This is a genomic window from Xanthomonas campestris pv. badrii (assembly GCF_012848175.1).
Classification (GTDB): Bacteria; Pseudomonadota; Gammaproteobacteria; order Xanthomonadales; family Xanthomonadaceae; genus Xanthomonas; species Xanthomonas campestris_C.
Genome location: NZ_CP051651.1, coordinates 4,749,865 through 4,774,274, shown reverse-complemented (window position 1 = coordinate 4,774,274; position 24,410 = coordinate 4,749,865). Strand labels below are relative to the sequence as shown.

The window sequence follows — 24,410 nt, the reverse complement described above, 5'->3', positions numbered from 1 at the left end:
TTCAGCTCATGGATCGAGCGCGCTCAGGTCGAATGAAGTGCCAATGTTGTCTGCATTATGGACGTAGAGCTTCTCCGTGGCCGGGCGAACGTCCAGGAAGTAGCCGGTGTTGCAACCTTTACAGAATGCAAGATGCTCCTCATCGCTTCCGCGCTGGCCTTCCAGTGCATTGGCGATGAAGGGATGAAAGCAGTTGAAGCAGCAGAACGCCACGTGGTGGCCGGTGGCATCGGCCTCGATCACGTCGCCGTTGAAGTCCATGACGAAGAAGTTGGTGAGTTGCATGCGTGCGTTTTCTCGCGCGTTGGGTGACGCCGGTCAGCTGCTGGGAGGCGCATACGCACCTTCCAAATGCCTCTACAACGTATCGCGGTGCTTGCCGCGCCATGGCCGGTACCAGTTGCGGATGGCGGCGATGTCGGCAGCCATGTCGGTTCCGGTCCAGAACGGCTCGCCGATGCCCACCGTCTTGCTGGGATAGTCGAAATACACCGGCAGGATCGGCACCTTGGCATCGGAGGCGATCTTCCAGAAGCCGGCCTTCCACTGCTCCACCCGCTTGCGCGTGCCTTCGGGAGTGATCACGTACCACATCTGCTCGGAATTGCGGATCAGCCGCACCGCCTGGCCGATGGTGCCCTGCGGCGAGCTGCGATCCAGCGGGATGCCGCCGAGCTTGCGCAGCAGCGGGCCCAGCGGCCACCAGAACAGCTGCGCCTTGCCCAGCACGCGCACTTCGAAGCCCAGCGCGAACTTGGCGGCAAAGCCCAAAAAGCCGTCCCAGTTGGAGGAATGCGGCGCCACGATCATCACCAGCTTGGGCTCGTCGGGCAGCCGCCCGAGCAGGCGCCAACCGGTCAGACGCAGCGCCGTGCGCCCCAGCCAGCGGCCGAAGCGGCCGTGCGCGCGCGGCATTCTGGGCGGGGATGGCTGCAGCAGGATGTTGGCCTGCGTTACCGGTGGCAACGACGGGTCGGGTTGACTCACGCTTACTCCCAGTGGGACGCAGAGCGTCCACGCTTGATATGGCTGCGCTCACGCTTGGCATCCAGCCGCCGCAGCTTGGCACCATGACTCGGTTTGGTGGCGACCCGGCGCTTGGGCACCGACAGGCACGCACTGATGATCTCGGCCAGCCGCGCGCGCGCATCGTCGCGGTTGCGGTCCTGGGTGCGGAAGCGCTGCGCGTCGATCACCAGCACGCCCTCGGCGGTCATGCGGCGGTCGCGCCGCGACAGCAACCGCGCGCGCAACGGCTCGGGCAGCGATGGCGATCCGGCCACGTCGAAGCGCAGCTCCACCGCAGTGGACACCTTGTTGACGTTCTGCCCGCCGGCGCCGCTGGCGCGCACGAAGCGTTCGACGAGTTCGCTGGGCGGAATCGTCAGGCTGGGGGTGATCTGGATCGGGTCGCTGGCCATACGCGCCGATTGTATCGGCAGCGGCACGCATGCGCGCTAACGCCGGCTTCCCGTATGCTGCGGCCGGTTCCCCCATTGCAGGATGCTCCAATGACACCCGAATCGCTTGCCGCCGCCGGCGTGCTTGCCCGCCGCCTGGTACTGCTGGCCCTGCTGGCCATGGCCGCCCCCACCGCGCTGGCGCAGGCACCGACCGATGCCGACGTCAACCGCCTGCTGGCCGCCTCGCGCGCGCAGACCATGCTGGACACCATGCTGCCGCAGATCGAAGCGATGCAGCAGCAGCAGTTCGCCCAGCTCACCGCGCAGCGCAAGCTCGACGCCGATCAGCAGGCGCAGCTGCAGCGCATCCAGGAGCGCACCCGCCAGACCGTGCGCAAGGCGCTGTCGTGGTCGGAGCTGCGCCCGATGTACGTGGACATCTACAAGCGCTCGTTCTCGCGCGAGGATGTGCTGGCCATGGCCGAGTTCTACGAGAGCTCGGCCGGCCAGAGCCTGCTGGACAAGACCCCCGCCCTGACCCAGAACCTGATGGGCGCCATCCAGCAGAAGATGCTGCCGTTGTTTGCCGACCTGCAGAAGGATCTGGAGAAGATCGTCAATACGCCTGCCCCGGCGCAGAAGCCCTGAGGGGCGGGATTGGAGAATCGAGATTGGGGAGTGGGAACCGCGTGATCGCTGCGACGGGGTCGGGTGTGGGAGTGGACTGCGTTGTTGGTGACGGCGGTGCTTTACCTTTTTGGTGACGGAAGAGCACGGTGTGTCCTTCTCCCGTCGCGAGCAAGCACGCCCCCCATCCGCCCTTCGGGCACCTTCCCCCGCAGGCGGGGGAAGGAAGCAACACGCGGGAGGCGAGCATGGACGTCGCGCTTGAGCCCCTCGCCCGGCTGCGCGCTTGAGCCCCTCGCCCGCGGCTGCGCGCCTGAACCTCCCTCGCCCGCTGCGCGCTTGAGCCCCTCGCCCGGCTACGCGCCTGAGCCTCCCTCGCCCGCCTGCGCGCTTGAGCCCCTCGCCCGCCCGCGGGAGAGGGGTTGGGGTGAGGGAGGCTTGCGCGGATGTCCAGCGAACTGAGTGGACGTCTCGATCTCCGAGCCGGGCATGCCACATCACGCAGGCTGCATGACTCCCAACCCCGCCATGTCCCAGCCGAACAACGCGCAGGCCTTGGCGAATTCCACATCCAGCGGTGCGGTGACGCTGATGCGCCTGCCGTCGGCCGGATGCGGAAATTCCAGGCGTTCGGCATGCAGCAGCATGCGGTGGATGCCGAGCATGCGGAAGCTGCGGTTGTGGCGGCCATCGCCATGGCTGGTGTCGCCGATCATGTGATGCGACAGGTGCTTCATGTGACGGCGGATCTGACGGAAGCGGCCGGTCTGCGGCTGGCAGCGCAGCAACGCATAACGGGAGGTGGCAAAGCCGGTGGACGGGATGTCCAGCTCGCCGGTGGCCAGGCGCTGGAAGTGCGTCACTGCCGGCTTTTTCACCGGTTTGCCGGGGCCACCGTCCAGGTCGTGGTCGACGACGAACTGCTCCTCGGCCGGCCAGCCGCGGCACACCGTCAGGTAGTGCTTGTCCACCTCGCCGGCCATCAGCGCCTTGCCCAGCGCACTGGCGCTGTCGCGGTCGAAGGCCAGCAGCAGGCAGCCGCTGGTGGCACGGTCGAGCCGGTGCACCAGGAAGATCGGCCTGCCCAGCTGTTCGCGCAGGCGGTCGGCCAGGAAGTCGTCTTCCCCGCGCGCCAGCTTGCTGTCGTGGACCATCAGGCCCGCGGGTTTGTCGACGACGGCCAGGACCTCGTCCTGGTAGAGAATCTGCAGATGCTTGGGGGATGTGCTCACCGGCGGATTATCCGCGTCGCTGGCAGCGCGTGCCACTTCGTCAGCACTGCCCTGCCCATGCCGCTATCTGCAGCGCACTGGCGCCGCACACCCCATGGGCGTGCGCGGCGTAGGCAACCCACCGCCTAGCGACGCAGCCAGGCCACCAGCAGCGCAGCGGTGCCGGCGCCCCCGCTGATCCAGCTCCATACCGGCACGGTACCCAGGTACCAGCCATCCGGATGCAGGCCATACAGCACCGCGGCGACCACCAGCAGCCCGCTGCCGGTGATGGCGGTGACCACGCGGGTCTGCAGCTTGCGCAGGCTCAGTTCCAGCGCACGCAGCTCGGTGGAGCGGATCTCCAGCTGATGGCGGCCTTCCACCTGCTGCTTCAACCAGCTGTGCACCAGGCGTGGCATGTCCGGCGCATGGGTCATGATCTCCGGCAGCCGCTTGCCCAGCTCGCGCAACGCACGGCGCGGGCTGTAGCGCTCGCGCAGGATGCGTTCGAGCACCGGGCGCGCCACCGCCCAGATATCCAGCTTGGGGTCCAGCTGACGGCCTACGCCTTCGATGTTGAGCAGGGTCTTCTGCAGCAGGATCAGCTGCGGCTGCAGGGTCAGTTCATAGCGCTGCGCCACGCGGAACAGCTTGATCAACACCTGCGCCAGCGAGATTTCCGACAACGGACGGGTAAAGTACGGCTCGCATACCGAGCGCGCGGCCGCTTCCAGCTCGTCGATACGCACGTTCGAGGGCATCCAGCCCGCCTCCACGTGCAGCTCGGCCATGCGGCGGTAATCCTTGTGGAAGATCGCCATGAAGTTCTCGGCCAGGTAATACTGATCTTCCTGCGAGAGCTGGCCCATGATGCCGAAATCCAGCGCGATGAAGCGCGGATTGAGGCGGCGCTGCGGGTCCGAATCGACCCAGATGTTGCCGGCGTGCGCATCGGCGTGGAAGAAGTTGTCGCGGAACACCTGGGTGTAGAACACCCGTACGCCCTTGGCCGCGAGCGCCTTGCGATCGATGCCGGCGGCATCGAGCTTGGCGATGTCGTCGGAGGGAATGCCGTACACGCGCTCCAGCGTGAGCGCACGCTCGGCGGTGTGCGACCAGATCACGTCCGGCACGTACAGATCGTCCGAGCCTTCCCAGAACCGGCGCAGCACGCTGGCGTTGGCGCCTTCGCGCTGCAGGTCCAGTTCGGCGGCCAGGGTGGCTTCGATCTCGGCCACCACTTCGCGCGGACGGATCTTCTCGGCGCGTGGGTGAGTGCGTTCGACCAGCGTGGCCAGCGAGTGCAGCAACGCGATATCGGCATCGATCTGGCGCTCGATATCCGGGCGCAGCACCTTGACCACCACTTCGCGGCGCACGCCGTTGGCATCGGGCGGCAACGTGGCCGCATGCACCTGCGCGATGGAGGCAGATGCCAGCGGCACGGTATCGAAGCTGGCGAACGCCACGCTGACCGGCAGGCCGAGTGCGGCTTCGACGATCAGGCGCGCGGCCTCGCCATCGAACGGCTTGACCCGGTCCTGCAGCAAGGTGAGTTCTTCGGCCACGTCGGCCGGAATCAGATCGCGCCGGGTCGACAGGATCTGCCCGAACTTGACGAAGATCGGGCCAAGCTCCTGCAAGGCCAAGCGCAGCCGCGCACCGCGCGATTGCACGGCGATTTCGGCGCTGGCACGCGGCACGAACGGTTTGGCCAGGCGCAGCCAGCGCTCGGCCGGGGTGCCTTCGAGCAAGGCATCCAACCGGTAGCGCAGGATCACCCGGCCGATGCGGCTGGCCCGCAGGATCGCCTTCATGCCGCGCCTCCGGCGGCGCGCAGGCGGGTGACGCGTGCAGCCAGGCGTTCGACAGCGTCGCGCAGCTCGTCCACGTCATCGTGGAAGGCTTCCAGCTCGGCACGTGGCACCACATCGCGCGATTCTTCGGTGACGAATTCGGCCGCGCTATGCGCCAGATCCGATGCGCTGCGGCGCGCCTGCTGCAGCGCCGTGCGGACCGCACCGGCGATCTGCACGCCCAGGATCTGCCCGAACACCGCCACGAACGGCAGCTGCCAATCCGGATCGAAGCGGCCGGCCAGCTGCTGCAGCTGGCGCGCCAGTTCGGCGTCGCCGGACACCTTGAGCCGCCCCGCCGGCGCACCGCTGCGGCGCGCATTGGCCAGCAGCGGCAGTTGCCCGAGCAGGCCGGCCAGGCTGCTGCGCACCGCCAGGTCCGGTTCCTGCGCCGGGTCCACCGGCCCCACCAGCAGCCGGCGTTCGTGCACGCGGATCTGCAGGGCCAGGGCCGGCGCGTCCAGGGTCAGCGCGATGCGCTGGCCTTCCAGGGGCAGCAGGGCGTCGCGGGTGTCCGGGTCCAGCGCCAGCGCGCGGTTGAGCGCGGCCTGCAGGGCCTGGCCGGCGAGCGGCTTGAGTGAGTCGAAGAGTGATCCGGGCATGGGCGCATTCTACCGCCCCCGCATGTCGCAGCTGGCTGACGATGGTGGGCGCTGCGCACCGAAGGCTGCCGCGGTGGCCACGACAGGCGCTTGTTTGGGAGTGGCGCGATCGATGCAGCGGCGTTGCCTGGAGGCCCCAGCCGGCCGGCGCTGTGCGGTGGCGCGTGGAGAGGCTGCGCTCGCTGCGCTGTACGGGCGGCCATCGCGCCCTGCGGCGAGGAGTGCAGCGTCCGTGTGGAATTGCTGGCTGCACGATCTGCCGACTTCCTTCGGCCGGCCGGTCACGGGCATGCTGGCGCCTTTCTCGAACGGTTGGCAGGAACAGGCAATGCGCAAGATCCGGATCGGTCTCATCTTCGGCGGCAAATCGGCCGAGCACGAGGTCTCGCTGCAATCGGCGCGCAACATCCTGCAGGCGCTGGACCCGCAGCGCTTCGACCCGGTGCTGATCGGCATCGACAAGCAGGGCCAGTGGCATCTGAGCGCGCCGGACGGCTTTCTGCTCGATGCAGACGACCCGGGCAAGATCGCGCTGCACCGCAGTGGACGCGCGGTGGCCGTGCTGCCGGGCGCCGACACTGCGCAGCTGCGTCCGGTGGATCCCGAACAGGCACTGGCACAGATCGATGTGGTGTTTCCGATCGTGCACGGCACCCTGGGCGAAGACGGCTCGCTGCAGGGATTGCTGCGCATGGCCAACCTGCCCTTCGTCGGCTCCGGCGTGCTCGGTTCGGCGGTGGCGATGGACAAGGACATGGCCAAGCGCGTGCTGCGCGAGGCCGGGCTGGCGGTGGCGCCAGGTGTCTGCCTCACCCGCCACTCCGCCAAGCATGCCGATGCGCAGGCGCTGATCGCACAGTTGGGATTGCCGCTGTTCGTCAAACCGGCCAACCAGGGCTCGTCGGTCGGGGTCAGCCAGGTGCGCAGCGCAGACGCGTTTGCCGCGGCAGTGGCGCTGGCACTGTCCTACGACCACAAGGTGCTGGTGGAAGCGGCCGTGGTCGGCCGCGAGATCGAATGCGCCGTGCTCGGCAATGCCGTCGCGCAGGCAAGCGTGTGCGGCGAGGTGGTGGTGCACGATGCGTTCTATTCGTACCAGACCAAATACATCAGCGCGCACGGCGCCGATCTGGTGATTCCGGCCGACATCGATGCGCCCACCCAGCACCGCATCCAGCAGATCGCTGTGCAGGCGTATCAGGCACTGAACTGCGCCGGCATGGCGCGGGTGGACGTGTTCCTGTGTGCAGACGGGCGCATCGTGATCAACGAGGTCAACACCTTGCCCGGCTTCACCCGCATCAGCATGTATCCGAAGCTGTGGGAGGCAAGCGGGCTGGACTACCGGAGCCTGATCACCCGGTTGATCGAGCTGGCGCTGGAGCGACATGGCGACGATCAATTGCTACGCAGCGCAGTGGACACGACGCGCTGAGTGCAGCCGCCGCTTCGCGCACTCTGCCCGCACGACCACGCGGGCCTGCTGGCGCTCACCACGATGCACGCCACGGCGTGATCGCTGCTGGATGCCGACCGGCCGGCCGCGTTACTGCAGATGGGCTGGCATGCGCGTTGCGCAGGCGCGGCCGGCGGCAGGCTGATCGCACTGGATCAGGATGCGGCCTATGCCAATGCCATTTCGCCTGGCTGGCCGAACGTTTTGCACGCTTCGTGTAAATCGACCCGGATCGTGGTGGCTGCACATGCGCAGCGGCGCGGCCTGGCGACGCGGTTGCACAACGACCTCATCCGCACCGCGCATGCAGCAGCGCAACCGCGCGTGGTCTGCGAGGTACATCGCGTGCCGCCCAATCCAGCTTCGCTCGCCTTCCATCGGCAGCTGGGATTTGCTCCTATCGGCGAAGCATCACTGGCTGGCGGTAAGCACGTGGTCTATCTGGAAAAACGCCTGTAGCGCGCATTTGGTGCCGCGCAAAGCGCCATAACGCAGATGGCCCGCCTCCTTGCGGAAGCGGGCCATCTGCGCGCCGACCGGCAGCGCCGCTGCCGGGACGTATCGTGCGTGAGGCGTTATACCTTGCCGCGACGGAACATCGAGATCACAGCCAGGATCAGGAACACCACGAACAGGATCCAGGCGATGTTGGTCGCCGCACCGGCGATACCGCTGAAGCCCAGCACAGCGGCAATGATGGCGATGACGAAGAAGATGATGGCGTAATGCAGCATGGCAATGGTTCCAGAAGTTGTCGTGCCGAATCGGCGCAGACGTATCTTGTGGATGTGCCGGTCTTTATCGGGTGATGGCAATGTCGTTGGAAGATGAGGATCGCAGCCGGTTGAGCCCTTCTTCGATGCTGATCCGCGGCACATAGCCGAAGTCGCGGCGCGCAGGTTCCATGCTGTACCAATGCGGCGTGCACAACTGTTCTACCAAAAACCGCGTCAGCGGCACTTCGCCTGGCAGACGCAACATTGGCCACAGCGTTTCGCACACGGCACCGATGCGGTACGCGGTCTTGAATGACAACGAACGCGTCACCGCCGGTGCGTCCACGGCAGCCAGCAGGCGGTTGAGCAACTCGCGCATCGGCAGCGGCTCGCCGTTGGAAATGAAGTACGCCTTGCCGGCGCAGGCAGCGCCCGGCGCCAGATGCTCGAACGCATCGAAATGCGCCTGCGCCGCGTTGTCGATGTAGGTGCTGTCCACCAGGTTGCTGCCATCACCCACCATGCGTAACCGCCCGGCACGTGCGCGCGCGGCCAGACGCGGAAGCAGATGATTGTCGCCTGGCCCCCAGATCAGCCGCGGGCGCAACGCCACCGTCGCCAGCTGCGCATCGTTGGCCGCCAGCACCGCACGCTCGGCGATCGCCTTGGTGGCGGCGTACGCGGCGCGCAGGTCTTGTCCATACGGCACTTCGTCGGCACCCAGCCCCTCCACCGGGTTGGTGGCGCGATGGGTGACGCTGGGCGTGGAGGTATAGATCAGCCGCGGCACACCATTGGCGCGGCAGGCATCGAGCACGTTCTGCGTGCCCACCACGTTGGCCTGGTGGTAGCTGTCATAGCTGCCCCAGGCACCGGCCTTGGCCGCATTGTGAAACACCGCATCGATCCCGCTGAAGGCATGCTGCACCGCCTGCGGGTCGGCCAGGTCGCCACGGATCTGGCCCACGCCCAACGTCTGCAGCACCGGGTAATCGCCGCGCTGGAAGCTCACCACCTCATGCCCGCGCGCGCGCAGGCCACGGCACAACGCCTGGCCCAGGAAGCCGCCACCGCCGGTTACCAATACCTTCATTGCACCGCACCGTTGATTCGAGGGAGCACACCATAGCCGGGCGCCATCGCATTGGCGAATGACCGTTCGACACGCACCTGATTGATTTGCTGCAGACCGTTATCCACGTTGTTGTGCCACCCACACTGCCAACGTCTCGCGGCCGATCTTGGCATTGTGGCGAATGTCGACCGGAAAGCCCGGATGGCGCAGGAAACGCGCGATGCCGCAAGTATGCGAATGCGACGCGCCCAGCGCACGCAATGCGGTTTGCACGTCCGCAAAGGCCGATGCCGACACGCCCTGCTGCAACTCCACGCACAGCACCGGCTGCTGTTGCCCAGGTGCGCCCACACCGACCAACGCCGTGCGGCGCACCTGCGGATGCACGTTGAACACCGGCTCCACCTGCTCTGTGTACAACGGACCGCTGGCCGTTTCCACGCGATGGGTCTTGCGCCCGCAAAACCACAGGCGCCCTTCGGCATCGAAGTAACCCACATCGCCCATGCGGTGCACGATGCGCTCGCTGCCATCGCTACGGCGCTCTCGAATCTTGGCGATGCGCGTGGCCGCATCGCGGTTGAAATAGGTGTCGGTGGTGGTGGGGCCGGCAACGGTGATCTCGCCGACCTCGCCCGTCGCCAGCTCGCGCACGCCGCTCCAGTCGGCAATGGCCGCATCGTCGATCGCAATGATGCGCACCTGGTTGGGCGGCACGACATGACCCACGCAGGTGCCGGCACCGGTTTCGGTGGCAGCGCGCGTCGCTTCCAGGGTGCGGCCTTCGATCGCCGCCACCGGCAGGCACTCGGTGGCGCCGTACGGGGTCCAGAACTGCGCATCGGCCGGCAGCAGCGCGCGGATCTTGGCCACCACATCCGGCGGCACCGGCGCACCGGCCGAGGTGGCCAGGCGCACGTTGGGCAGCGGCTGCCCATGGTCGGCCAGCACGCGCATCAACGCCGGCGAGCCGAACAACTGCGTCACGCCGAAGCGATTGAATGCATCGTGCAGCTTGCGCGGATCGGCCGTGGCCGGACGGGTCGGATCCATGTCCGGGATCACCGAGGTCAGCCCCAGTGCCGGATCGAACAAGGCAAACGGTGGGAACGTGGGCAGGTCCACGCCGCCGGGCTGCATCCCGAAGGCATTGCGCAGCAATTCGATCTGCCCAACGAAATGCCGGTGCCGGTAGACCACGCCCTTGGGCACGCCGGTGGAGCCGCTGGTGAACAGGATCGCCGCGACATCGTCCGGTGCGGTCTCGGCCAACTGGCTGCCGGCGCCAGCACCATCGCGCTCGGCGCGCGCCAGCGTCACCCCACCCCAGCCGTAGCGCCCGCCAACGGTGACGATCTGCCCGGCAGAGCGCGCCCAGCGCAGCAACCGGCGTGCCAGTTGCGCGAGCGGAATGCCGATAAACGCCTGCGGCTGCGCTTCGTCCAGACACTGTTTGAGCGCGCGCTTGTCGATGCCCGGGTCTACCAGCACCGGCACCGCACCGGCCTTGAACAACGCGAACATCAGCAGGAAGAATTCCGGCGACGGCCGCACCATCACCACCGCACGCGCACCACGGCCGATACCGTGCAGCGCCAGGCCGGCCGCAATCGCATCGCTGCGCGCGTCCAGTTCGGCATAGCTCAGGGTCACGTCATAGGCCGCAAACCCATTTGCGCCGCGGCGCCCCGGGCAACGGATGGCGATCTGGTCGGGGCGCTCGCGCGCCAGCTGCGGCAAGGTGGCGGCGATATTGCAGAGAGTCGTCATCTGCGCATTATCACCCATGCGCCAATGGCACCGGCCGCTTGCCGGCTGCTTGCAGCAATTGCGAGAATGCAAGGCGATCGCGCAAGCCGCCCAGGTCCATATCGCCTTGACGCTGCACCCGCTATCGGCGCGTGCACGCACCGCATGCACTGCCTGACCTCACCCGCTGGCCGTGGCCAGTCCGTGCGATGCACAGCACATCTGAATCACTCACCGGTCAGCCTCGTCCACCCCTTGTTTCGTGCCGTGTTTCGGTCAAAATGCCGCGCTCTCCACGCTGTTTTGCCGCGCAAGGCCCGGCATGCCATGGCACACCCCTGCCTTACCTGCGGCGCCTGCTGCGCCTATTTCCGCGTCAGTTTCCACTGGAGCGAAGCCGAGCCCGCCCTGGGCGGCAGGGTACCGATCGAGTTGACCGAAGCGCTGCGCACCCACGAACGGGTGATGCGGGGGACCTCGCAATCCCAGCCAAGGTGTATCGCATTGGATGCCGACATCGGCCGCTACAGCCGCTGCAGCATCCACGACCGCCGCCCGTCCTCCTGCGCAGCGGTGCCCGCCTCGCTGGAATTTGGCCAACGCAGCGTGCAGTGCGACAAATCGCGCCTGGCGCATGGCCTGCAAGCGTTGACCGAAGCCGACTGGGTCGGTGTGGACGACGCACAACGCAATCCGTTGCCGACGCCGTAAGGTTTAAGCGCGGCGCGTGCACACGCTCGCTCAGCGGTAAGACCGGCGCCCTGCAGGCATTGCCACGGCGGCGCGCCTTGGCTGCTTGGCAATGCGGTACGGCGCTGCGCCCGGCGGCGATGCGGCCATCCAGCTCATGGACGGACCGGGGCCACGCCGAGTAACGCACGGCGTGGCCAGTGGTGGCGTCGCAAGCAACGGTTCGTCGCACCCTCGACGCACACGGCATGCGGTGTACTGCCGCGCTAGAGCGGATTGCGCTCCAGGAACGTACGAATCGCCGGCACCAGTACCTCATGCTTGTCTTCCAGCACGTAGTGATTGGCATCGTCGAATGCGGTCACTTCTGCGTTCGGCAGTGCGCGGCGAAACCCCGCCAGAAAGTGCTTGTCGAAGCAGATGTCGCGCAGACCCCAGGCGATAAAGGCTGGGCGATCGGCGAACGATGGTAGTGCCTGCGCCGAGCGCTCCAGCAACGACCAGCCCTTGTCGGCCGGCGACAGTGGAATGTCCTGCATGAAGCGGATGGTGGAGATGCGGTTGCGCCAAGTGTTGTACGGCGCCACATAGGCGCGGCGCACGGCGGCCGGCATCCGCCGCGATACGCCGAACCAGGATGCGCCGGACGAAAACGCGTTGAAGGTGCGGATGAACCATTCGCCCGGCCGCCAATGGCGTCCCATCGCGATCTGCCAGGGCATCGGCTTTTCCGGCGGCAGCGGGAAGGCCGCGGTATTGGTGATCACCAGCCGTTTGACCTGCGCATGGTGCGACAGCGCCCAGCCGAACCCGATCATGCCGCCCCAGTCGTGCACTGCCAGCGTGATCGGCCCGGCGATGCCCAGGTGCCGCAGCAGCGTGTCCAGGTCGTCCACGCGCGACTGCAGGGTGTAGTCGTAGCGCGGCTGCGCGTCGGGCGCATCGTCGGGCTTGTCGGACAGGCCCATGCCGATATGGTCGGGCACGATGCAGCGGTAGCGATCGGACAAGCCGCTCACCAGATGCCGCCACAGATAGCTCCACGACGGGTTGCCGTGCAGCATCACCACTACCTCGCCATCGCGCGGGCCTTCGTCCAGATACGACATCGCAATGCCGGGACGCACCTCAAGGCGCTTGGGAATGAAGGGATAGCCGGGGTAGTTCATGCCAAAAGGATCCGGTTTGTTTCGAGAAGAGCTAGATCGCGCAGGCATTGGCCTGGACGATGCGGATAAGAAATCCTGCATCAATCGCGTACCCCGCCACATCAAACGGCAGCGCTCGGCACACATTTGCAGGAATCGTAAAAATCATGGTGCTTCTTGCGGACGTGCACGGTAAGGCGGCAGTTGATGACCGTCAGCAGAGAGTAATTGCAGGAAGGCCGGATGCAGGAATAGCTTCTCCTTGCCCAAGCGCTGCTCCTTGAGCACGCCGATCTCCACCAACTCCTTGAGATGACGCGCGGCGGTCTGGCGCGTCACGCTGAGCGCATCCACCACGTTTTGAATGCGGCAATACGGTTGATTGAAAATCACATCGACAAGCTCGCGGCTATATGCCCTGGGTGCAAGAAGGCGAACGTGATCGCGCGCCTGCGCCTCCAGGCCGCGGATCGCCTGAATTTTTGCGGTTGTCCAGGCAGCGGTCTCCGCGACGGCAGCAAGCATGTAATGGATCCACTCGGCCCAGTGCCCGTGCCGCGTCACGTCCAGCAGGAGGCGGTAATAATCGCTGCGGTGGCGGATGATGTAGCGCGACAGATACAGCACCGGAACATCGAGCAACCCCTGTTCGATCAGCATCAGCAGATTCAATACCCGCCCGGTGCGACCGTTGCCATCGGTAAATGGATGGATTGCTTCGAATTGGTAATGCGCCACTGCCATCCGGATCAGGGGATCAACCTCGGTGTGGTCGTGGATGAAGCGCTCCCAGTTCGCGAGTTTGTCGCGCAGCAGCGTTTCGCCCACCGGCGGGGTATAGATGATCTGCTGAATCTGGTCGTTGGCCAGCGCAGTACCCGGTACCCGACGAATCTGCATTTGCACCGCCTTGATACGGCTGCACACCACTACTGCAGTGTCGGTACACAGCGGCCGCTGCTGAAGCGATTGAAATCCTTCGTACAGCGCACTGCGGTAACGCAGCGCTTCTTTGGTCGCGGGATTTTGGGCGCGCTCCTGATCGTCTGCGTACCGAAATAATTCGTCAGTGGTCGTGACGATGTTTTCGATCTCCGAACTGGCTTGCGCTTCCAGGACCGGAATCGTGTTGATCAACACCGCCGGGTTAGGCAACAACGCCGTGGCCTGCTTCAACTCGGCCAGGGCGGTACGGGCAACGATGCAGGCCTTGAGCAGGCTGCGGGTTTCGATGTCTCCCGCCGGCGGCAGCGGCGGAAGCGCATTGTGGGGCTTGGTCGGATCGAAAGCGGATGTGTCGTCCATGTCACCTGCTCATGTTGCGAGAACGAACATGATGCGGAAACGTGTACTAAAAATCCATTTTTTTTAACACGTCCCTACAGCATTCACCAAACCACTTCCGCCATCGAGCAGTTCAGGCCAGAACCAATCCCCATCAGGGCGATACGGTCGCCCTTCTTCAGGCGGCCCAGTTCCTTGAGCTTGCTCAACACGATCGGCACCGAGGCCGGACCGATGTTGCCGTGCTCGCCGAAGATGGTCATGACCTTGGCCGGGTCGATACCGAACGACTTCACGAACGAGGCGGTGTGCGGGCGGCTGACCTGGTGGATCACGAACTGGTCCACTTCGTCCACTGCCCAGCCCAGCACCTGCTTGGCGGCCAGGAAGGTCTTCTGCGCCAGCTTGATGCCTTCGATCAGCAGCAGGCGGGTGTCGGTGACCATGCGGTCCAGGTTGCCCCGGCACAGCTTGTTCCACTCGGTGGCCGAGCGGGTCACGCCGCCCTTGTAGCGCGGTGCGTCCGGCACCAGCTCCGAGCGCGCCATCACCATGGCAGCGGCGCCGCAGCCCAGGGTCAATGCGGCCAGTTCGTTGCGGAATTCCTCTTCGGTGACATCCGGGGAGGTCATGCGCTCCAGGGTCTTTTCATAGACCAGGTTCGCGGTCTCGCCGTCGACGACCAGGGCGTAGTCGATTTCGCCACGCTCGAGCATGCGCGCGGCGATGTCCATGCCATTGATGAAGGCCAGGCAGGCGTTGGCGACATCGAACGTCATGCAGTGGTCGCCCACGCCCAGGTTGCCGGACACGATGGACGCCGTGGACGGCTCCAGGTAGTCGCGGCTCACCGAGGTGTTGACCAGCAGGCCGATCTTCTCGATGCCGATGCCGGCATCGACCAGCGCCTTGCGCGCGGCCTGGGTGGCGGCGTCGGATGCCTGGACATCCTGGTCCCACAGCCGCCGTGCATGGATGCCGGCAACGTCGCCCAACACGTCGGTCTTGATCCCGAGGCGGTCGTAGGTCGGTTGCAGGCGCTCGTTGATTTCCTTGGAAGTCAGCGTGTGCGGCGCATCAATATGCGCCAGTCCCGCGATGGAGACATTCTGGAAGAGCATCGAAGTAGCGCCATGGCGTCAGGCGAGGGGGCGTTAGTCTAGCCGCTGGCCGGTTTTACCGCATCTTTACATTTCAACGGACTGCGCCCCAGCCCAACGGTTCAGCGCGGCGGGCAACGGAACGCGCTGAAACGCTGGCTGCCCTCGGCCGGCTGGCCCTGCGCCTGCACGGCATTGGCGTTGGCGCCCGGGGCCTCGTTGCGCGCTAGCGTTTCCAGTTCTTCCTGCACGCGCAGCGGGTTGCGGTTGTAGAAGCCGACCTTGCTCTTGACCGACACCACTACCTCGCCCTGCTGCTGGCAGCCTGCCGGCACCGGGCCTGCGGGCAGCACCTGCACGCCTTTGCCGCTCTGCTCGATCGGCACCCAGGTGCATGCCGCGGCGGTGGTGGCAACCAGAACAGACAGCATCAACACGCGCATAAGTCGTCACACCTGAGGGCAAAGCCGGATTGTGCCGCAGTTGCCCGGCTACGAAACGCGTGCCGGGCGCAGGCCATACACCGCATTCAGCGCCCTCGAACGCGGCGACCTGCGTCGCGCGCCTCCAGCCTTGCGCTGTCCGCTGCTCCATGCAGCGTCCGGGTGTCCGGACACGGACGCCGTCTTTTTTCAAAAATCCTTTAATAACAAAAACATGTGAATGGCACGCTGTTTGCTGTTGTTCTGGGGCGATGCCCGAATCGGTTTATGAAATGAATTTTTGCTGAACAAATAAAAAGCAAACGCGAAAGTTCTTGCGCTTACCAAACTGGTGTACTACATTGCTACCACACCACTGATCACCCACACCAAGAGACCTTGCCATGAACACCCAGACCCTGCGCATCGCCCTCTCCGCCGCCCTCTCCGCCGCTCTGCTGGCCGGCACCACCTTCGCCGGTTTCGCCCAGGCTGCCAGCCTGACCACGCTGGACACCGTGCAGGTGCGCCCGTCGGCCGACCAGATCGCCCAGCAGACGCTGGAACGCAACAGCGACATCCGCACCCTGTCCGCCGTGCAGGTACGCCCGTCGGCCGAACAACTGGCCGCCCTGGCAGCCGAACAGGCCGGGCCGCGTGTCGTCACCCTCGCTGCGGTGCAGGTGCGCCCGTCGGCCGAACAGCGCGCCGAGCTGGTCGTGCGCAGCACGGCAGCGACCGCCCAGGCCGCCTCCGGTCAGGCAGCGGCCGCGATCGGTGCGCTGATGGGCCAGGTCATCGTCAACCTGCCGGTGCCGCAGCTGCAGCCGTCGCCGGCCGAACTGGAAGCACTGGTCAGCGCCGCCATCAACCTCTGAGCACGCGCGCAGCTACACTTGCGCGCATGCCAGCACCCGTCCTCGATGTCATCCTGTTTCAACCGGAAATTCCGCCCAACACGGGCAATGTGATCCGCTTGTGCGCCAATACCGGCGCGCGCCTGCACTTGATCGAGCCGCTTGGCTTCGACCTCAGCGACAAGCAGCTCAAGCGCGCCGGCCTGGACTACCACGAATACGCGCCGCTCAAGGTGCATGCCGATCTACCCGGCGCACTGGCCGCAATCGCGCCCAAGCGCGTGTTTGCACTGAGCACCCGCAGCACGGTGCGCTACGACACACCAGAGTTCGCCGATGGCGATGCGTTCCTGTTCGGTCCGGAAACCCGCGGCCTGCCGGCCGAGGTGCTGGAGTCGATCCCGCCGCAGCACCGGCTACGCCTGCCGATGCGCCCGGACAACCGCAGCTTGAACCTCTCCAACACCGTGGCGGTGATGGTGTTCGAAGCCTGGCGGCAGTGGAACTTTGCCGGCGGTCGGTAACCGCGATCAAGAGCAGCCAACAAAACGACTGCGTGCCGATCACGACGTGGTCTGCACCGCGCTGGCCGCCTGCAACATACCGCGGCAGCCGCCCCATAGCGCCACCGCCAGCAACGCGATCGCGCCCAGGGTCAGGAACGCGATGCGATACCCGAAGGCATGTGCCAGCCAGCCACCGAACGCCGGGCTCAGCGCCGCGCCAATCCCCTGCACCGTCATCACCGCGCCCTGGCCGACATTGACCCGTCCGGTGCCTTGCAGCAGACGCGCCACCAGGGCTGGCACCACCACGCTTTGCAGCCCGGCGCCCAGGCCATCGAGCACCTGTACCGGAAACACGCCCCAGCCATGGATCACCGAGGCGGCCACCAGCGCGCGCAGCGGCAAGGCCATGAAGGCGACCAACAACACCCACCAATGCCCGTGCACCCGGATCCAGCGCATCGCCAGCAAGGCCACCACCACCATCGTGGCCTGCGCCACCACGATCGTGGTGGCGGTCAGCGCGCTCGGGTCGCCGGCGTGCGCCGCCACGATCGCCATGCCGTACAGCGGCAGCATCGCGGCGTTGCCCAGATGGAACAGCCCCAGCGTGACGGCCAGCAGCACCAACGGGCGGCAGGTCAGCAAGACCCGCCAGGCGCTCAGTGCGTCCGCGCCGTCGGCATGACCCAGGCCGCGTGCAGCGCGATGGTCGATGGCGGCTGCCGGAATCGACAGCACGGCCGCCAGCGCCAACACGCCGAACACCGCGGTGAGCGCGAAGATCGCGCCAAATCCGTAGCGCCATCCCAACCAGCCGGCCAGCACCGCGGCCAGCATGTTGCCGGTATGGTTGGCGACCTGGTTGCGTGCCAGCTGATGGTCGAACCCGCGCGCGTGCACCAATCCCAAGGTGATCCCGGTCAATGCCGGGCCGACGCCGGCCGCCGCAAGCGCCGAGGCGATCTGCGCGGCGACCACAGCAGATGAGGTGGGCCGCAGCCAGATCAACGCGGTGGCCAGCAGGATCGCCAGACAGCCGACCACCACCACTGCGCGCTTGCGCCGGGTGGCATCGACCAGCGCGCCGGCCGGCGTGGTGGCGAGCATGCCGGCGATGCCGCCCACGCTCATCACCGTGCCGATCGCCGCCACCGACCATCCCTTGGACTGCAGAAACACGCCGAGAAACGGCCCAAGCCCGTCCTGCACATCGGCCACGCTGAAATGCAGCGCTTCCAGTGCGCGCGTACCACGCGGCCTGGCCTGGGTCATCGGCATGGCAGTGCTCCGCCATGCGATGCAGCGCCGGCACACAGGCCGGCGTGCGTGACAGACCGGAGCGCAACCATCTCAACCGCGCACGGTGGCTGCATGTCCGGCTCCTAATGCTTGGGCTTGGGTTTGTGTCCAGGGCCGTGCGGCGGATGCGCGATGTGCTTCAACGTCGCCGCCTTGCCGCCCAAGGCATGGGCATGGATCAGCAGGCCGTGCGGGGTTGCCCTCGTATCGCCCTCGGCAACCAATGGCTTGCCGACCACCAATTGCCTGGCGAACTGCGCGCCAGCATGCGGCGGAAACCGCACCGTCACCTCGTCATCGAGCAACACGCCATGTACCTGGCCGTGCGGGCCGTGCAGCAGCCGCGCGATGGTGCCGGCGTGCTGGGTGAGCTGCGGCTTGGGCGGCTTGCCGGCCGGCGGCTTGGGCTTGGGTTTGGCGTGCGGCCCGTGCGGGCCCTCATCGACGATGCGCTTGCCGCCCTCCGGGTCGATCGCCAGCGCCACCAGCATGTCGACATCGCGCGGCTTGAGGCCACGCACGGACAGCGCGCTGCCCGGTTTGAGCGCCTTCAGCAGGGCCGCCGACAGGTGCGGCGGGGTGTGCACTTCGGTGCCGTCGGTTAGCAACAGGCCATCGATATCGGCCTTGGGATTGAGCAGAAAACGCGCCAGGGTGCCGCGGGTTTCAGGAAGGAAATCAGGATCGACCCAATGCATGGAGTACTCCGAAGAAAGTGACCGGCAGTACCGGTCGAGCCGCTGGCCGCGCGGCTGCGTGGCCAGCGGATAGACGAACGAACGAGGGCCCTGCCGGCTCAGCGACCGGCAGGCGGCAGCGGAGCGCCAGGCGGCAGCGGACCGTCCGGACGCGGCGCGCTGAACAACGCGCGCAGCGAGGCGCGGTCACGGCCCAACTGGGTGGCTTCGATCGCGCGGCCGTGGGGGGTGGCCACGCCGAAACCGTTGGCGCTCAGCGGCGCACCCACGCGCAGCAGGTCGGTGAACTGCAGTGCCAGGTGCGGCGGCATCCGGACCACGGTGCCATCGCTGACCAGCGCGCCATTGACCTCGCCGGCAGGCCCGTACACCAGGCGCTGGATGGTGCCGTCGGACTGCAGCGGGGTCAGTTGGCCGGGAGTCGGCGGCGGCGGTGGCGGCGCGCCGACCGTAGGCTGGCGATCGACCACCTCGCGGCCGCTACGGCTGGAGCGGATCGAGCTGGCCTGCAGCACCGGCAAGTTGCCCAGCCGGAAGCCCTGCACGACGACGCTGTCGCCGGCGCGCACGGCAGTCTTCACCTCGGTGGACAGGTGCGGCGGGAAGCCCACCTGGGTCCCGTCGCGCAGCCATAGGCCGTCGACGTCGCCGTTGGGATTGAGCATGAAGCGCTCGACGCTGCCGCTCACGCGCACCGGCGTGGCAGCGACAGGGGTCGGCGGGGCCGGCGGGCCACCGATCGGGCCATTGGGAGCCGGCGGCGGCGGCGGCGCGCCGACCTGGGCGGCAGCGGCGCCGATGGTGCAGGCCAGGGCGATTGCAAGAACGGTCTGACGCAGCATGGGAATGTCTCCAGCGCGGCGGAAAGGGGCCGCGTGCCAAGACCAACGCAGCAATCGTGCCAACCGATAAAGCATTGTTTTATAAGAAAATCACGGCACAGACCAACGCGCCGAGACGTCCTGGTTTCATCCACCCTGTCCGATTTCGGGACACCCGTGGATCGACGGTGGCGCGTGCGCAGGCGTCACAACCCGTATTCCTCCAGCTTGCGATAGAGCAGCTGCCGGTGGATGCCCAGCCGGCGCGCCGCCTCGGCCCGGTTGCCCTGGCTCTGCGCCAGCGCCGCCTGGATCATCTCGCGCTCCAGGCGCGCTACCGCCTCGGGCAGGCTTCCGACCGGCGCCGAGCTCAACGGTGGCGCTGGCTCGCCGGCGTCGGCCAGCGCCTCGTCCAGATCGGGCGCATCGATGCTGGTACCGCGACCCAGCACCTGGCTGCGCTGCATGACATTGCGCAGTTCGCGCACGTTGCCGGGCCAGCGGTGCGCCAGCAGCCGTTCCTGCGCCGCCGGCGACAGCCCCTGCGCCCGTCCAGTGCCGCCGCGCAGGAAGTGCTGCGCCAGCAGCAGGATGTCCTGGCCCCGCTCGCGCAACGGCGGCAGTTCGATCGGCACCACGTTCAGGCGATAGCGCAGGTCGCTACGAAACCTCCCGTCGGCCACGCAGGCCGCCAGATCGCGGTGGGTGGCAGCCAACACCCGCACGTCCACCTTCTGCGGGCCACTGCCCCCCAACGGCGTCACCTCGCCTTCCTGCAGGAAGCGCAGCAGCTTGGCCTGCATCGGCAGCGGCATGTCGCCGATTTCGTCCAGAAACAAGGTGCCACCATCGGCTTCGCGGATCAGCCCGAGCCGGTCGCTGCTTGCGCCGGAAAACGCGCCCTTGCGATGGCCGAACAACTCGCTTTCCATCAACTCCAGCGGGATGGCCGCGCAATTGACCGCAACGAACGGTGCGTTGGCGCGCGTACTGGCACGATGCAGCGCACGCGCGGCCAACTCCTTGCCGGTGCCGGTTTCGCCGGTGATCAGTACCGGCAGATCGGAGGCGGCTGCCAGCCCGATGCGCTTGTGCACGGTGCGCATCGCCGGGCTGTGCCCGACCAGTGCATCGTCTTCTTCGGCCGGCTCGCTGGTCGCATCGATCTCGGCGGCCGTGTCGTGCACGCGGCTCGCCAGCGCGCGCTGCACTACCTCGACGATGTCCGCGCGCCCCACCGGCTTGACCAGATGATCGAAGGCCCCCAGCGTCATCGCCTCGATGGTGTTGCCGCTGGACACGTGCGCGGTGAGCATCACCAGCGGCACCTGGCGCGCCTGCGCATCGCCCAGGCGCGCACGCAGGACTTCGATGCCATCCATGCCGGGCATGCGGAAATCCACGAACGCCATGTCGATGCCGCCTTCGCTCAGCCGCGCCAGCCCGCCCGGCCCATTGTCGGCGGCGACCACGGCGTGGCCGAGCGAGCGCAAGGTGGCCTGCAAGGTCGTACGAAACGGCGCGTCGTCGTCGATGATCAGGATGCGCGCCATGGCAGCTCCACGATGAAATCGGTCAGCCCGTCGGCGTGTGCGTAGCGCACCTGCCCGCCGTGCGCGCGCACGATCTCGCGTACCAGCGCCAGCCCGAGCCCGTTGCCGTCGCTGCGCCCGCTGACGAACGGCTCGAACAGCTGCGCGGCGATCGGCGCGGCGATCGCCGCGCCATGGTTGGACACCCGCAACTGCAGCATGCCATCGGCTTCTGCCGCCTGCAGCGTCACCTCGCTGCCCGGCTCGGCGTGCTGTACGGCATTGCGCAACAGGTTGTGCACCGCGCGCCCGAGTTGCTGCGGATCCAATGTCCAGCGCAACGGCGCCGCCGGCATCTGCAGGTGGGGCGGTGGCATGCCCGGTGGCAACAGCTCCGGCGCCAGCAGCGCGCCCAACCAGGCCTGCACGTCCACCGTCTCCCGTTGCAGACGGATCGGCTGCACCATGCCGAGCAGGCTCTCGACCACCCCATCCAGGCGCTGGATCTGCGCCAGCATGATCCCGGCGTGGGCCGCCGCGTCGGGTGTGGCATCACGCTGGGCGATCTCGTTTTCCACCGCCAGCCGCATCGTGGCGATCGGATTGCGGATCTCGTGCGCCACCGTGGCCGTCATCCGGCCAAGCGCGGCCAGACGTTCGTGCCGCGACAGCTCATCGGCGAGGCGACGCGTCTGCGCCAGCGCCTGTGCGTTGCGTTGTGCGTAGTCGTTGACCGCCGCGCCCAGCCGATCCAGCTCCGGCGTGCCGGTCGGCGGTATGTGCGGTGTCTGCGTGTCGGCAGCCAATGCCTGCTGGATGCGATGCAAGCGCTGGCTCCAGCGCCGCACCACCACCCCCAGCGCAATCGCCGAGACCGCCACCATCGCGAAGATCAACAGCATGCCGACGACCAGGGGGCGCCAGGCGTCGGCCTTGCTGGCGGGTACCCGCGTCATCGTCCAGGCCGCACTGCCCGACACCAGCGGACAGGCGCTGATCAGCAGCACTTCGCGGCGACCGTCCCGACGGTAGTGCACGGCAGTGTTGTCCTTCACCGCCTGCTGCGCCGTGCCCACGATGGTGGTCCATTCGGCCGCGGGGATATCGGTCTTATGATCGCTCCCGTCGTAGGTGGGGTACGCATAGGCAATGAAGCCCCGGTGTAGATCCCAGACGCCACCTTCGACACCGGGTGCGTCGGCCAGCACCAGCTGCACCACCACCGCTGCCAGGCCGATTCCATCGTCGCCGGTGCGCGCCGCCTCGCTGGCCCCGGCATACCGTTGCACGATGCGTGTGCATTGCGCGCTCAATTGCTGGCGCGCCTCCTCCAGCCGCACGCCCTCGGTCTGCCGATACAAGCCGTACAACATCGTGGCCACGCCCACACAGGCGGCCACGATGACCACCCAGATCAACAGCAATTGCCGCAGCAGCGAACGAGGCATCGAACGATCCCAGGAAGATCAGGCGGTAGCGTGCAGCGTGGCCGCTGCCTCAGCGCAGATTGGTCTTGACCAGCTGCAACACCTCATCACCGCGCCCGCTCATCACCGCCTTGAGCATGTACAGGCCCATGCCCTTGGCCTGTTCGAGCTTGATTGCCGGCGGCACCGCCAGCTCCTGGGTGGCAATGCGCACATCCACCAGCGCCGGACCGGAATGCGCAAATGCCTGCCGCAACGCGCGCTCCAGCTGCGAGGACTCATCGACACGGATGCCCAGGATGCCCACCGCATTGCTCATCGCGGCGAAATCCGGGTTGCGCAGTTCGGTACCGGTGTCCAGGTAACCGGCTGCCTTCATCTCCATCGCCACAAAGCCCAGCGAGGCATTGTTGAACACCACGATCTTCACCGGCAGATTCAATTGCGCCAGCGAAATGAAATCGCCCATCAACATTGCAAAGCCGCCATCGCCAGACAGCGAGATCACCTGACGCCCAGGAAACGCCGCCTGTGCGCCCAGCGCCTGCGGCATGGCATTGGCCATCGAGCCATGATTGAACGACCCCAGCAAACGGCGCTTGCCGTTCATGCGCAGGTAGCGCGCCGCCCACACCGTGGGCGTGCCGACATCGCAGGTGAACACCGCATCCTGATCGGCAATCTGGCTGATCAGCCGGGTAACGAACTGCGGATGCAGCGGCTCGCCCGGATCGGCGGGCACCGCCAGATCATCCAGCCCCTCGCGCGCGGTGCGATAGTGCTCCAACGATTTTTCAAGAAAGCGGCGATCTTCCCGGCGCTGCAATTGCGGCAGTAGAGCCGCGATGGTTTCGCCCACATCCGCCGCAATGCCTAATTGCAGCGGCGTGCGCCGCCCCAGCGCGCCCGGGTCGCGGTCCACCTGCACGATGGTCGCGTCCTTCGGGTAGAACTGCCGATACGGGAAGTCCGTGCCCAACATGATCAAGGTGTCGCAGTTGAGCATCGCGTGGTAGCCGGAACTGAAACCGATCAAGCCGGTCATGCCCACATCGAACGGGTTTTCCCACTCCACGTATTCCTTGCCGCGCAGCGCATGCACGATCGGCGCGCCCAGCGTATCGGCCAGGGCCACGACCGCATCGTGCGCACCGGCGCACCCGCTGCCGCATAGCAGGGTGACCGCCTTGCTCTGCTGCAGCAGCGCGGCCAGCTGCTGCACATCCTCGGCAGCCGGCAGCACGCGCGGTGCGCGCAGCGCTGGCCATGCGCTCGACAGATGCTTGTCCACTTCCAGCAACGCGATATCGCCGGGAATCACCACCACCGCCACGCCTTGCTGCAGGATGGCCGTGCGCATCGCCCGGTGCAGCACTTCCGGCAGCTGCGCCGGGTTGGTCACCAGCTCGACGAAGTGGCTGCACTCGCGGAACAATTCCTGCGGATGGGTTTCCTGGAAATAACTCAGGCCGATCTCGGACGAGGGAATATGCGCGGCGATCGCCAGCACCGGTTGCCGGCTGCGATGACAGTCGAAGAGCCCGTTGATCAGATGCAGATTGCCCGGCCCGCAACTGCCCGCACACACCGCCAGTTTGCTCGTCACCGCCGCTTCGGCGCCTGCGGCGAAGGCGGCCACTTCTTCGTGGCGCACATGCATCCACTCGATCGTCTGCATCTGACGCAAGGCATCGGTCAACCCATTGAGGCTGTCGCCGGTCACGCCCCAGATCCGCTCCACACCCGCGCTCTCCAGCGTCTCGGCCAGGAACCGCGCCAACGTCTTCTTCTTGCCCACGATGCAGCTCCGCCAGTCTTTGAGCGGACAGCTTGGCAGCCTAGATGTATGCCCTGCGTCTAGCCGGCGGCCCAACCCGTGCACTGATCCCATCCGTGGTTGAGCTATGGAGCCGTCTTCCATCAGA

At 66.7% G+C, this 24,410-nt stretch carries 25 protein-coding genes; 6 read left to right on the top strand and 19 right to left on the bottom strand.

The window, feature by feature from the left end; genetic code table 11:
* Positions 1-6: 6 nt before the first annotated feature.
* The 3 genes from HG421_RS20240 to arfB all read right to left on the bottom strand — a co-directional run bounded on the left by HG421_RS20240 (position 7) and on the right by arfB (position 1,421).
* Positions 7-285, bottom strand: coding sequence for a hypothetical protein (locus tag HG421_RS20240; protein ID WP_169707907.1), 279 nt, complete (start codon positions 283-285; stop codon positions 7-9).
* A gap of 72 nt (positions 286-357) precedes the next feature.
* Complete coding sequence (locus HG421_RS20235) at positions 358-987, bottom strand: lysophosphatidylcholine acyltransferase (RefSeq protein WP_169707906.1); 630 nt, start codon at positions 985-987, stop codon at positions 358-360.
* Between the two features lie 2 nt (positions 988-989).
* Positions 990-1,421: an alternative ribosome rescue aminoacyl-tRNA hydrolase ArfB gene (gene arfB, locus HG421_RS20230; RefSeq protein WP_169707905.1), complete on the bottom strand. Its 432-nt coding sequence runs from the start codon at positions 1,419-1,421 to the stop codon at positions 990-992.
* Between the two features lie 54 nt (positions 1,422-1,475).
* Between arfB and HG421_RS20225 the strand changes: the two genes are divergently transcribed.
* Positions 1,476-2,051, top strand: coding sequence for a DUF2059 domain-containing protein (locus tag HG421_RS20225; RefSeq protein ID WP_169707904.1), 576 nt, complete (start codon positions 1,476-1,478; stop codon positions 2,049-2,051).
* A 476-nt stretch (positions 2,052-2,527) separates the two neighbouring features.
* Here the strand turns inward: HG421_RS20225 and HG421_RS20220 are convergent, their stop codons facing one another.
* From HG421_RS20220 to HG421_RS20210, 3 genes are all read right to left on the bottom strand, one after another.
* The gene (locus tag HG421_RS20220) at positions 2,528-3,298 is read right to left on the bottom strand and encodes a pseudouridine synthase (protein WP_169707903.1); all 771 of its coding nucleotides are present in this window, start codon (positions 3,296-3,298) and stop codon (positions 2,528-2,530) included.
* A gap of 89 nt (positions 3,299-3,387) precedes the next feature.
* A complete protein-coding gene (ubiB, locus tag HG421_RS20215) occupies positions 3,388-5,061 on the bottom strand; it encodes a ubiquinone biosynthesis regulatory protein kinase UbiB (RefSeq protein ID WP_169707902.1) in 1,674 nt (557 codons plus the stop codon).
* Positions 5,058-5,702 carry a ubiquinone biosynthesis accessory factor UbiJ gene (locus HG421_RS20210; protein WP_169707901.1) on the bottom strand — a complete coding sequence of 215 codons (645 nt, stop codon included), beginning with the start codon at positions 5,700-5,702 and terminating at the stop codon, positions 5,058-5,060. The genes ubiB and HG421_RS20210 overlap by 4 nt, the downstream gene beginning before the upstream one ends.
* A 328-nt stretch (positions 5,703-6,030) precedes the next feature.
* On the opposite strand from HG421_RS20210, the gene ddlA reads away from it, so the two are divergent.
* Complete coding sequence (ddlA, locus tag HG421_RS20205) at positions 6,031-7,137, top strand: D-alanine--D-alanine ligase (RefSeq protein WP_169707900.1); 1,107 nt, start codon at positions 6,031-6,033, stop codon at positions 7,135-7,137.
* A gap of 258 nt (positions 7,138-7,395) precedes the next feature.
* Positions 7,396-7,617 carry a GNAT family N-acetyltransferase gene (locus HG421_RS21575; protein WP_429001901.1) on the top strand — a complete coding sequence of 74 codons (222 nt, stop codon included), beginning with the start codon at positions 7,396-7,398 and terminating at the stop codon, positions 7,615-7,617.
* 116 nt (positions 7,618-7,733) lie between these two features.
* Here HG421_RS21575 and HG421_RS20195 read toward each other — a convergent pair whose 3' ends face one another.
* The 3 genes from HG421_RS20195 to oleC all read right to left on the bottom strand — a co-directional run bounded on the left by HG421_RS20195 (position 7,734) and on the right by oleC (position 10,719).
* Positions 7,734-7,892, bottom strand: coding sequence for a DUF1328 domain-containing protein (locus HG421_RS20195; protein WP_003468167.1), 159 nt, complete (start codon positions 7,890-7,892; stop codon positions 7,734-7,736).
* Positions 7,893-7,956: 64 nt separating this feature from the next.
* Positions 7,957-8,967, bottom strand: a complete 1,011-nt coding sequence (oleD, locus tag HG421_RS20190; protein WP_169707899.1) for a 2-alkyl-3-oxoalkanoate reductase — start codon at positions 8,965-8,967, stop codon at positions 7,957-7,959.
* A 99-nt stretch (positions 8,968-9,066) separates the two neighbouring features.
* Complete coding sequence (gene oleC / locus HG421_RS20185) at positions 9,067-10,719, bottom strand: olefin beta-lactone synthetase (protein ID WP_169707898.1); 1,653 nt, start codon at positions 10,717-10,719, stop codon at positions 9,067-9,069.
* 306 nt (positions 10,720-11,025) lie between these two features.
* On the opposite strand from oleC, the gene HG421_RS20180 reads away from it, so the two are divergent.
* Positions 11,026-11,409 carry a YkgJ family cysteine cluster protein gene (locus HG421_RS20180; RefSeq protein ID WP_169707897.1) on the top strand — a complete coding sequence of 128 codons (384 nt, stop codon included), beginning with the start codon at positions 11,026-11,028 and terminating at the stop codon, positions 11,407-11,409.
* Between the two features lie 245 nt (positions 11,410-11,654).
* Here HG421_RS20180 and HG421_RS20175 read toward each other — a convergent pair whose 3' ends face one another.
* From HG421_RS20175 to HG421_RS20160, 4 genes are all read right to left on the bottom strand, one after another.
* Positions 11,655-12,557, bottom strand: a complete 903-nt coding sequence (locus HG421_RS20175) for an alpha/beta fold hydrolase (protein WP_169707896.1) — start codon at positions 12,555-12,557, stop codon at positions 11,655-11,657.
* 144 nt (positions 12,558-12,701) lie between these two features.
* Positions 12,702-13,841: a protein adenylyltransferase Fic gene (gene fic, locus HG421_RS20170; RefSeq protein ID WP_169707895.1), complete on the bottom strand. Its 1,140-nt coding sequence runs from the start codon at positions 13,839-13,841 to the stop codon at positions 12,702-12,704.
* 83 nt (positions 13,842-13,924) lie between these two features.
* A complete protein-coding gene (locus HG421_RS20165; RefSeq protein ID WP_104541163.1) occupies positions 13,925-14,941 on the bottom strand; it encodes a 3-oxoacyl-ACP synthase III in 1,017 nt (338 codons plus the stop codon).
* 101 nt (positions 14,942-15,042) lie between these two features.
* On the bottom strand, positions 15,043-15,363 hold the full coding sequence (locus HG421_RS20160; RefSeq protein WP_169707894.1) for a DUF4156 domain-containing protein: 321 nt from the start codon (positions 15,361-15,363) through the stop codon (positions 15,043-15,045).
* Positions 15,364-15,746: 383 nt separating this feature from the next.
* Between HG421_RS20160 and HG421_RS20155 the strand changes: the two genes are divergently transcribed.
* Together HG421_RS20155 and HG421_RS20150 are read left to right on the top strand one after the other, a co-directional pair.
* Positions 15,747-16,220 carry a hypothetical protein gene (locus tag HG421_RS20155; protein WP_169707893.1) on the top strand — a complete coding sequence of 158 codons (474 nt, stop codon included), beginning with the start codon at positions 15,747-15,749 and terminating at the stop codon, positions 16,218-16,220.
* Between the two features lie 26 nt (positions 16,221-16,246).
* Complete coding sequence (locus tag HG421_RS20150) at positions 16,247-16,723, top strand: tRNA (cytidine(34)-2'-O)-methyltransferase (RefSeq protein WP_169707892.1); 477 nt, start codon at positions 16,247-16,249, stop codon at positions 16,721-16,723.
* Between the two features lie 39 nt (positions 16,724-16,762).
* Here HG421_RS20150 and HG421_RS20145 read toward each other — a convergent pair whose 3' ends face one another.
* The 6 genes from HG421_RS20145 to poxB all read right to left on the bottom strand — a co-directional run bounded on the left by HG421_RS20145 (position 16,763) and on the right by poxB (position 24,265).
* Complete coding sequence (locus HG421_RS20145; protein ID WP_169707891.1) at positions 16,763-17,986, bottom strand: MFS transporter; 1,224 nt, start codon at positions 17,984-17,986, stop codon at positions 16,763-16,765.
* A gap of 104 nt (positions 17,987-18,090) precedes the next feature.
* Positions 18,091-18,705, bottom strand: a complete 615-nt coding sequence (locus HG421_RS20140) for a hypothetical protein (RefSeq protein WP_169707890.1) — start codon at positions 18,703-18,705, stop codon at positions 18,091-18,093.
* Positions 18,706-18,803: 98 nt separating this feature from the next.
* Entirely contained in the window at positions 18,804-19,547 is a 744-nt protein-coding gene (locus HG421_RS20135) for a hypothetical protein (RefSeq protein WP_169707889.1), read from the bottom strand.
* 185 nt (positions 19,548-19,732) lie between these two features.
* Entirely contained in the window at positions 19,733-21,079 is a 1,347-nt protein-coding gene (locus HG421_RS20130; protein WP_169707888.1) for a sigma-54-dependent transcriptional regulator, read from the bottom strand.
* Complete coding sequence (locus HG421_RS20125; RefSeq protein WP_169707887.1) at positions 21,064-22,506, bottom strand: sensor histidine kinase; 1,443 nt, start codon at positions 22,504-22,506, stop codon at positions 21,064-21,066. The genes HG421_RS20130 and HG421_RS20125 overlap by 16 nt, the downstream gene beginning before the upstream one ends.
* Positions 22,507-22,555: 49 nt before the next feature.
* Positions 22,556-24,265: a ubiquinone-dependent pyruvate dehydrogenase gene (poxB, locus tag HG421_RS20120; RefSeq protein WP_211161873.1), complete on the bottom strand. Its 1,710-nt coding sequence runs from the start codon at positions 24,263-24,265 to the stop codon at positions 22,556-22,558.
* Between the last annotated feature and the right edge of the window lie 145 nt (positions 24,266-24,410).